Annotated in this window: 5 protein-coding genes and 5 pseudogenes; 8 read left to right on the top strand and 2 right to left on the bottom strand. The window is 70.1% G+C overall.

What is annotated here, in order from left to right; genetic code table 11:
* Positions 1 to 132: 132 nt before the first annotated feature.
* The 8 genes and pseudogenes from rnpA to SYNGFB01_RS09070 all read left to right on the top strand — a co-directional run.
* A pseudogene (gene rnpA, locus SYNGFB01_RS09105) lies at positions 133 to 492 on the top strand (ribonuclease P protein component); the annotation flags it as partial.
* The gene (locus tag SYNGFB01_RS09100; RefSeq protein ID WP_048017793.1) at positions 489 to 911 is read left to right on the top strand and encodes a PH domain-containing protein; all 423 of its coding nucleotides are present in this window, start codon (positions 489 to 491) and stop codon (positions 909 to 911) included. The pseudogene rnpA and the gene SYNGFB01_RS09100, both read left to right, overlap by 4 nt.
* 68 nt (positions 912 to 979) lie before the next feature.
* Positions 980 to 2,123 (top strand): annotated as a pseudogene (yidC, locus tag SYNGFB01_RS09095) (membrane protein insertase YidC).
* On the top strand, positions 2,120 to 2,638 hold the full coding sequence (locus SYNGFB01_RS09090; RefSeq protein WP_048017792.1) for a DUF177 domain-containing protein: 519 nt from the start codon (positions 2,120 to 2,122) through the stop codon (positions 2,636 to 2,638). The pseudogene yidC and the gene SYNGFB01_RS09090 overlap by 4 nt, the downstream one beginning before the upstream one ends.
* A pseudogene (locus SYNGFB01_RS09085) lies at positions 2,635 to 4,141 on the top strand (AAA family ATPase). The gene SYNGFB01_RS09090 and the pseudogene SYNGFB01_RS09085 overlap by 4 nt, the downstream one beginning before the upstream one ends.
* 70 nt (positions 4,142 to 4,211) lie before the next feature.
* The gene (locus SYNGFB01_RS14940) at positions 4,212 to 4,391 is read left to right on the top strand and encodes a hypothetical protein (protein ID WP_048017791.1); all 180 of its coding nucleotides are present in this window, start codon (positions 4,212 to 4,214) and stop codon (positions 4,389 to 4,391) included.
* A 94-nt stretch (positions 4,392 to 4,485) separates the two neighbouring features.
* Positions 4,486 to 5,657 (top strand): annotated as a pseudogene (locus SYNGFB01_RS09075) (aminotransferase class V-fold PLP-dependent enzyme).
* 91 nt (positions 5,658 to 5,748) lie between these two features.
* The gene (locus SYNGFB01_RS09070; RefSeq protein WP_048017790.1) at positions 5,749 to 6,159 is read left to right on the top strand and encodes a hypothetical protein; all 411 of its coding nucleotides are present in this window, start codon (positions 5,749 to 5,751) and stop codon (positions 6,157 to 6,159) included.
* A gap of 51 nt (positions 6,160 to 6,210) precedes the next feature.
* On the opposite strand, the gene aqpZ is transcribed toward SYNGFB01_RS09070, so the two are convergent.
* Positions 6,211 to 6,957 (bottom strand): aquaporin Z, encoded by a 747-nt coding sequence (gene aqpZ, locus SYNGFB01_RS09065; RefSeq protein WP_048017789.1) that lies wholly within the window; start codon positions 6,955 to 6,957, stop codon positions 6,211 to 6,213.
* Positions 6,958 to 7,067: 110 nt separating this feature from the next.
* A pseudogene (locus tag SYNGFB01_RS09060) lies at positions 7,068 to 8,356 on the bottom strand (UDP-N-acetylmuramoyl-L-alanyl-D-glutamate--2,6-diaminopimelate ligase); the annotation flags it as partial.

Below are 8,356 nucleotides of genomic sequence, written 5' to 3'. Positions count from 1 at the left end.
CCGTGTGATCCGGCCCGCCGTCGCCGCGCCGCGCCCGCCTCGCCGTCTGAGCCCTTGGCTCTGCCCCAGCGCCACCGGCTCAAGGACAGCGCTGCTTCGACTTGAGCCCTTGGCTCTGCCCAGCGCCACCGGCTCAAGGGACAGCGCTGCTTCGACTGCCTCTACCGCCAGGGCCGTGCCGTGCACGGCCCTTTTTTGATGCTGCGCTGGATCGAAGCCCGCCCGGAGCTGCAGCCCCCGTCCCAGCGGACCCATAGCGGCGGCCCCTGGCGGCTGGGAGTTGTGGTGAGCGGCAAGGTGCACAAGCGTGCCGTGCAGCGCAACCGCCTGCGCCGGCTGCTGCACCGGCATCTGCTGACACACGAGATCCCGCCCCGGGGAGAACCGCTCTGGCTGCTGCTCAGCCTCAAGCCGGGCGCGGCCGAGCGCGATCCAGCCGACCTGCTGGGAGAATGCGATCAGCTTCTGCAGCGTGCAGGCCTGAGCCCATGAGCCAAGCGTCCAAGCCCGGCGGCGGCGTTCCGATCGAGGAGACCGTGTTCTACGAGGGAGGTCCCGCCCGCGGCGATCTGCTCTTCAACCTGCTCTTCGGCCTCACCCTGATCGGCATTCCCTTCGCCGTGGGCGCGATCGTCCGGGCCCTGTGGCTGCGCTTCCGGATCACCAGCCGGCGCATCGAGGTGACGGGCGGCTGGATGGGCCGCGATCGCACCCAGGTGGTTTACAGCCAGATCCGCGAGGTGCGCTGCGTGCCACGCGGCTTCGGCTTCTGGGGCGACATGGTGCTGGTGCTCAGCGACGGTGCCCGGCTGGAGATGCGCTCGGTGCCTCGCTTCCGTGAGGTGGAGACCTACATCGAGGAGCGGCGCCAGGCCAGCGAGGCCAGCCGGCCCCGGGGCATGGCCGCCTGAACCCACCCGGCCTGAGCGCTCAGGCACACTGACCCAGATTCACCCTCTCCCCCCGCGCTGCTGCTGCCGTGATCAGCTACATCTCCGACAACCTGCTGATCCCGATCCTCGATTTCTTCTACGGATTGGTTCCGAGCTACGGGCTGGCGATCATCGCCCTCACGGTGGTCATCCGCCTCGCCCTGTTCCCGCTCAGCGCCGGCTCGATCCGCAACGCCCGCCGGATGCGCATCGCCCAGCCGGTGATGCAGCAGCGCCAGGCCGAGATCAAGAGCCGCTACGCCAGCAACCCGCAGAAGCAGCAGGAGGAACTGGGCAAGCTGATGCAGGAGTTCGGCAGCCCCCTGGCCGGCTGCCTGCCCCTGCTGGTGCAGATGCCGATCCTGTTCGCGCTGTTCGCCACCCTGCGGGGTTCACCGTTCGCCGATGTGCCCTACACCATCAACCTCAAGGTGCTGCCGGCCGAGCAGATCGCGGCGGTGGAACCGAAGCCGTTCAACAGCGCCAGCCACTCGATCTTCCTGAGCGCCACCAACCACGTGCCCGTGATCGCGAGCCTGGAGAAGGGCACCAAGCTGGGCGTGGGCGAGTCGGTCCCGGTGAACCTGCACACCAAGAGCGGCGACAGCTTCACCTCGGTGCTGGCCGCCAGCGAGAGCGGCAGTGCCTTCNNCCCCAGCTGGAGCGTCNACCAAGGGCGAAGCNGTGGTGAGCGTGGACGCCAGCGGCACGATCACCGCCCTGGCCCCCGGCGATGCCACGGTGGAGGCCCGCATCCCCGGTCTGGCAGCCCGCAGCGGCTTCCTGTTCATCAAGGCCCTCGGACAGGTTGGCTTCTACGCCGATGGCAGCGTCAACTGGGACATCGCCATCCTGGTGGCCGCCTTCGGCCTCACCCTGGCCCTCTCCCAGATCCTCTCGGGGATGGGCATGCCCCCNAACCCCCAGCAGTCCACCGCCAACAAGATCACGCCGGTGATGATCACCGCCATGTTCCTGTTCTTCCCGCTGCCCGCCGGGGTGCTGCTCTACATGGTGGTGGCCAACATCTTCCAGGCCCTGCAGACGTTCCTGCTGACCCGGGAAGCGCTGCCGGAGAATCTCCAGAAGATTCTCGACCAGCAGCTGGCCCAGAAGGCGGTCACCGTGAGCGCCGCCGGCGGATCCGGTGGCGAGGGGCGTCTGCCGTTCGAGCCGAAAGGCAAAAAGTGAGCGAGCTTCAGCCCGTTTCGATCCAGGAACTCAGCGGTCTGGCCGAGGGGCGCCGCTGGCCGCTCCAGCAACGCCTCGACGGGCTCCAGAGCCTCACTCCGGTCTGCGGCCATGTGCACGCGGTGCATCGCGGCAACGTGCTGGAGGTGCACGGGGAGGCCAGCACGATCGTGACCCTCTGCTGCGACCGCTGCCTGCAGCATTTCAACCACCCGCTGCACGTCCAGGCACGGGAATTGATCTGGCTGGGAGAACCGGCCCGCGAGCAGGGTCTCGAAACCAACCTGCTGGAGAACGATGAAACCGTGCTGGAGCTGGATCCCGACGCCCTCACCGAAAGCCTCGATCCCCGCGGCAGCTTCGATCCGGCCCACTGGACCTTCGAGCAGCTCAGCCTGCAGCTGCCGCTGGTCAACCGATGCGGTCCCGACTGCCCCGGTCCAGCCAGCTGGGGGAGCGGTGACAAGGCTCCGGATCCCCGCTGGGCCGCCCTGCGGCGACTCCAGCAGCCATGAGCGGCAGCTCCAGCTGGGCCGATCAGCTCGACCTGCTGATCCGCTCCCGAACCCCCATCCTCTGGATCCGCAGCCTCGAGGAGGAACGGGTCGAACGTCTGCTGGAGCAGGCGGCCCAGCGACTCGGCAACCGCACCCTGCTGCGCTGGGATTTCATCGATGGTCTCAGCGGCGCGCCCAACCGTGAGGGTGAGGCGGCCCGCAATCCGATGGCCGCCCTCGCCTGCCTGGATCCGCTGCCCGCCGAGCAGGGAGCCATCCTGCTGCTGCGCGACTTCCACCGCTACTGCGAGGACGCCGGCATCTGCCGCCGCCTGCGCAACCTGACCATCCAGCTGCGGCAGCTGCCTCGCACCCTGGTGATCAGCGCTCCGGCCTGGCAGCTGCCCCAGGAGCTCGACGACTGCATCACCCTGCTGGAGCTGCCCCTGCCCGACGCGGCCGAGATCGCCCAGCTGCTGGATGCCATCGCCGGCGCCAGCGGGGAGCCACTGGCGCCGGCTGTCCTGCGTGAGCTGGCTACCGCCTGCCATGGTCTCAGCGAACAGCGGGTGCGCCAACTGGCCGCCCGGGCCCTGGCCCGCAGGGGCCGGCTGGGTGAGGACGACCTCGCCGAGGTGCTGGAGGAGAAACGCCAGGCGATCGCCAAGAGCGAACTGCTGGAGTACTGCCCCAGCGAGGCCACGCCGGCCGACATCGGCGGGCTGGACGTTCTCAAGGCCTGGCTGGAGCAGCGCCGGGCCGCCTTCAGCGAGGAGGCACGGGCCTTCGGGCTGCCGCTGCCGCGTGGCGTGCTGCTGGTGGGCCCCAGGGCACCGGCAAGTCGCTCACCGCCAAGGCGATCGCCCACAGCTGGAGCATGCCGCTGCTGCGGCTCGATGTGGGCCGCCTCTTCGCCGGGCTGGTGGGCGCCAGCGAGGCCCGCACCCGCGAGATGATCCTGCGGGCCGAGGCGATGGCGCCCTGCGTGCTCTGGATCGACGAGATCGACAAGGGCTTCGGCGGCGATTCCCGCAGTGACGGCGGCACCAGCCAGCGGGTGCTGGGCACGGTGCTCACCTGGATGGCCGAGAAGACCAGCGCCGTGTTCGTGGTGGCGACGGCCAACGGCGTGGAGCGTCTGCCAGCCGAGCTGCTGCGCAAGGGCCGCTTCGACGAGATCTTCCTGCTCGATCTGCCCAGCGCCGAGGAGCGCCGCGCCATCCTCGAGCTGCAGCTGGGCCGCCGCCGCCCGATCACAGCCTTCCCCTGGAGGTGCTGGTGGATCGCACCGCCGGCTTCTCCGGGTCCGAGCTGGAGCAGACCGTGATCGAAGCCCTGCATCTGGCTTTCGCCGCCGGTCGCGACATCGGCGAGGCCGACCTGATCGCCGCGGCCAGCCAGGTCGTGCCCCTCGTGCGTACGGCCCGCGAGCAGCTCGAGGCCCTCAAGCAATGGGCCAGCGGCGGCAGGGCGCGTCCCGCCTCAAGATTGCAGCCGGTAACGAACTCCGACGCCAGGTAACAAGCAGCCGGCGCGGCCCGGAGAGGCCAGAACGATCTGCCTACGGTCGATCCCAACCGACCCAGCTGCCGTGCTGCCCGATCCCGCCCCCCGCAACCGCGCTGAACTGACCACCCAACTGGCCGTGGCCTGTCTGGGGGCCGGCGTGGTCACCAGCCTGGCGGTGGCCCAGGGCCAGAACCCCCTAACGGCGCTGGGGATCACGCTGTTCTCGGCCGTGGCGGCCGTGATGGTCGGCCAGGTGCTCTGAACACGGGCACACCTGGCCTCGAGGCCGCTGCCGGGGGGGCTGCCGGCGGGCATGAGGATCGGGGACGAGGATGACGACCCCAGACCCCACGCCCATGCCGCCAGCCCTGCGGGAGTTGATGCCCGCCCTGGCCAACAAGACCTATTTCAACTACGGCGGGCAGGGCCCCCTGCCCCAGCCCAGTCTTGAGGCGATGGTGGCCTGCTGGCAGCGCATCCAGGAACTCGGGCCGTTCACAGGGGATGTTTGGCCCTATCTGCAGGGCATCACCGCGCGGCTGCGCCAGCGGCTGGCGGGCTGGATGGGTGTGGGCGGTCACCGGCTGGCCTTCAGCGAGAACGTGACCAATGGCTGTGTGCTGCCGCTCTGGGGCCTCCCCTGGCAGCGCCTCGATCGCCTGCTGCTGAGCGACTGCGAGCACCCCGGTGTGGTGGCGGCCTGCCGGGAACTGGCCCGGCGCGAAGGCTGGAGATCGACACCCTGATGGTCTCCGACCTGCGCGGGTCCGTGGAAGACACGGCGGCGGCCGTTAGGGAGCGGCTCGAGCCTGCGTTGCGCGACAGCACCCGGCTGGTGGTGCTCTCCCATCTCCTCTGGAACACCGGCCAGCTGATGCCGATCGCGGCGGTGGCCCGGCAGCTGCAGCAGCATCCCCGCCGGCCATGGCTGCTGGTGGATGGGGCCCAGTCGCTGGGCTGCATCCCGGTGGCCGAGGCGGCGGCCGCCGCCGACATCTACGCCTGCACGGGCCACAAGTGGTGCTGCGGCCCGGAGGGGCTGGGTGCCGTTGCCCTCTCCGAGCGGCTGCTGGCCGAGTCGCGGCCGACCCTGATCGGCTGGCGGAGCCTGCGGCAGGAAACGAGCGCCGGTGCGTCCGCCTCCGCTCACGAGGTGTTCCACCGCGATGCCCGCCGCTTCGAGGTGGCCACCTCCTGCCTGCCGCTGGCCGCAGGCCTCGATTGCTCGCTGGCCCTGCTGGAGGCCGAGGGCAGCGCCGAGCAGCGCCTGGTGCTGATCCGGAGGCGGGCCGCCACCCTCTGGCAGGGGCTGCAAGAGCTGGGCGGGGTGGAAACGCTGCTGGCGGAACCGCCGCCCGCCGGGCTGGTGAGCTTCCGGATCGGTTCCGAACCGCCCGAGGCGGCGGTGCAGCGCCTCGGGGCCAGGGGAATCTGGATCCGCAGCCTCGACCAGCCCCCCTGTCTGCGGGCCTGCACCCACATCACCACCTGCGATGCGGAGGTGGAGCAACTGCTCCGCAGCCTCTGAACCCCGCCAGCGAGACCGATGCCGAAGCGCCCCGGCCGCGGCCAAGGCCCGGCGACCTTGCTACAGCGAGGGGGCATCCGGATGAGTCTGCATGGCTCGCCTTCCTTCCCGACTCCCGGCCGCAGCGCTGATCGGCTGGGTTGCCGGCCTGAGCTGCGCGACGCTCCTCGGCACGCCGATCAACCCACCCGCTGACGCCGCGGTAGCCCCGCTCGTGGCCCAGGCCAGCCAAACCGGAAAGGCCTCCCCTTACGCAGCGGCGAAGGACGAGGCCACGACCCCGGCGAGTTCCGCTTCCGCAAGGGTTCTGGAGGATCTGGGCGGCAGCAGAGCCACCGGTACCACCAAGGATTCACCCTTCGCCGGAGCCAAGGAAAGCGATACGGCCACCACCGCTCAGCTGAGGGTGGACCGCGGTCGACTGTGGTGGCTGCTGCTGCCGCTGTGCCTGGCGGCGATCAGCTACGCGGTGCTGCGCGGCCAGGACGGCGAAGCGGCCTGAGGGATTCCGGCCCTGAAGGTAGGCCAGCCAGGACTCTCTCGGCAATCACGCTCAGGCGGAACGCCCCCNTTCTTCCAGCAGATGGCGCTGCACCCAGCCGGCCAGCAGCGCGCCGGCGATCGGCGCCAACCAGAACAGCCAGAGCTGGCCGATGGCGTCGCCTCCGGCCCAGAGGGCCACCCCGGTGCTGCGGGCGGGATTCACGGAGGTGTTGGTGACGGGAATGCTGATCAGGTGAATCAGGGTGAGGGACAGGCCGATCGGGACGCCCGCCATGCTGCTGACCGCATCGCGGTGGGTGCACCCNAGAATCACCAGCAGAAAGATGAAGGTGAGCACCAGCTCGATGATCAGGGCGGAGATCAGGCCGTAGCCCCCGGGTGAGTGGGCCCCGAAGCCATTGGTCGCGAGCGGATTGGAGCCTGAGAGTTCAAAACCGGCCCGGCCGCTGGCGATGCCGTAGAGGAGGCCACCGGCGATGAGGCCGCCGAGCACCTGGGCCACGATGTAGGGCAGCAGGTGAGCGCCGGGCATCCGGCCACTGGCCCAGAAGCCGAAACTCACAGCCGGGTTGATGTGGCAGCCCGAGATGTGACCGATGGCATAGGCCATCGTGAGCAGGGTGAGGCCGAACGCGAGCGACACCCCGAGAAATCCGATGCCGAGGGGATTGGCATCGGCCTGGGCGTAGGGGAAGACCGCCGCCAGCACGGCGCTGCCGCAGCCGCCGAAGACGAGCCAGAAGGTGCCGATCAGTTCGGCCAGGAATCGCCGGGAGAGGGGTGGGGTCTGGGACATGGGCCGGCGGAGCGGTCGCGATCGATCGGGCGCAAGCTAGACAGTGCAGCCGGCGCCGACCCGGCGGCAGTCACCAATGTTCGCGACGCCCCGCCCCCCACGCCGGGACGTCAGTGCCGCCGCGCCCGCAGCGCCTTGTCCGCTTCCTCGCGATCGTCGAAGTGGACCTTGCGGGTGCCGAGGATCTGGTAATCCTCATGGCCCTTGCCGGCGATCAGCACCAGATCCGCTGGTGCGGCCTCGGCAACGGCGGCGGCGATGGCCGTGGCCCGGTCGCCCTCGATCTGCAGATCGGTGCCGCTGGGGATGCCGGCCACCACGTCATCGAGGATCCGCTGGGGGTCCTCGGTGCGGGGGTTGTCGGAGGTGACCACCACGCGGTCGGCCAACCGGGCGGCGATGGCGGCCATCTGGGGACGCTTGGTTCGGTCGCGGTCTCCGCCGCAGCCGAAGACGCAGATCAAACGCCCGGCCGTGAAGGGTCGGCAGGCCTTCAGAGCATTCTCGAGACCATCCGGTGTGTGGGCGTAGTCGACCAGAACGGCGGGCTGCCCGTCACCATCGCCCACCATCACCCGTTCCATGCGGCCGGGCACGCCGCGGAAGCTCTCCAGGCCTTCCAGCAGCAGGTTCAGCGGCAGGTCCTGCTGCAGCAGCACACCCACCGCCTGCAGCAGGTTCATCAGGTTGAAGCGGCCCACCAACGGTGAGCGGAACAGGCCATCACCCACCGGACTCACCAGGCGTCCCCGCACGCCATCGGCGCCCAGCTCCAGCTCGCGGATCGTGAGTTCGGCACCGGAATCCTCGAGTGAGCTGCGCCAGCAGGGAGTCGCCGAGCGACAGGCCAGCCCGTCGGCCAGCCGGGCGCCCCAGGGGTCATCCCCATTGATCACCACCCCGCCGGCCAGCAGAGGCTCGGCGAACAGCCGAGCCTTGGCCCCGAAGTAGGCCTCCATGGAGGGGTGGTAGTCGAGATGGTCCTGGGTGAGGTTGGTGAACACCGCACCGGCGAAGCGGCAGCCCGCCACCCGCTCCTGATCCAGGGCATGGGAGCTCACTTCCATCGCCGCCAGGCGGGCACCGGCATCGACCGCCTGAGCCAGCTGGGCCTGCAGCTGATCGGCGAAGGGGGTGGTGTGCTGGGCGGTCACGCTGTGGCCGGGCCAGCGGTTCACGAGCGTGCCGAACAGAGCCGCCGGACGGCCTGAGGCGGCAGCCAGGTGCTCGATCAGATGGGTGGTGGTGGTCTTGCCGTTGGTGCCGGTCACACCGATCAGGGCCATCCGCTCGCTGGGCTGCCCCAGAAGGCCGACGCCAGCAGACCGGCCCAGCGCGCCACCGGATCGCTGAGCACCAGCACCGCATCGCCGCCGGCCGGCGGATCGGCAGCGGCGGC

It is taken from the genome of Synechococcus sp. GFB01 (assembly GCF_001039265.1).
GTDB lineage: Bacteria > Cyanobacteriota > Cyanobacteriia > PCC-6307 > Cyanobiaceae > NIES-981.
The sequence above is the reverse complement of the archived record's forward strand: the minus strand, read 5'-3'. Positions and strand labels throughout refer to the sequence as shown.

Excerpts from the sequence above, each read along its gene's own strand:
- SYNGFB01_RS09070 (WP_048017790.1), top strand. The coding sequence starts at position 5,749 with ATGGCTCGCCTTCCTTCCCGACTCCCGGCCGCAGCGCTGATCGGCTGG.
- SYNGFB01_RS09100 (WP_048017793.1), top strand. The coding sequence starts at position 489 with ATGAGCCAAGCGTCCAAGCCCGGCGGCGGCGTTCCGATCGAGGAGACC.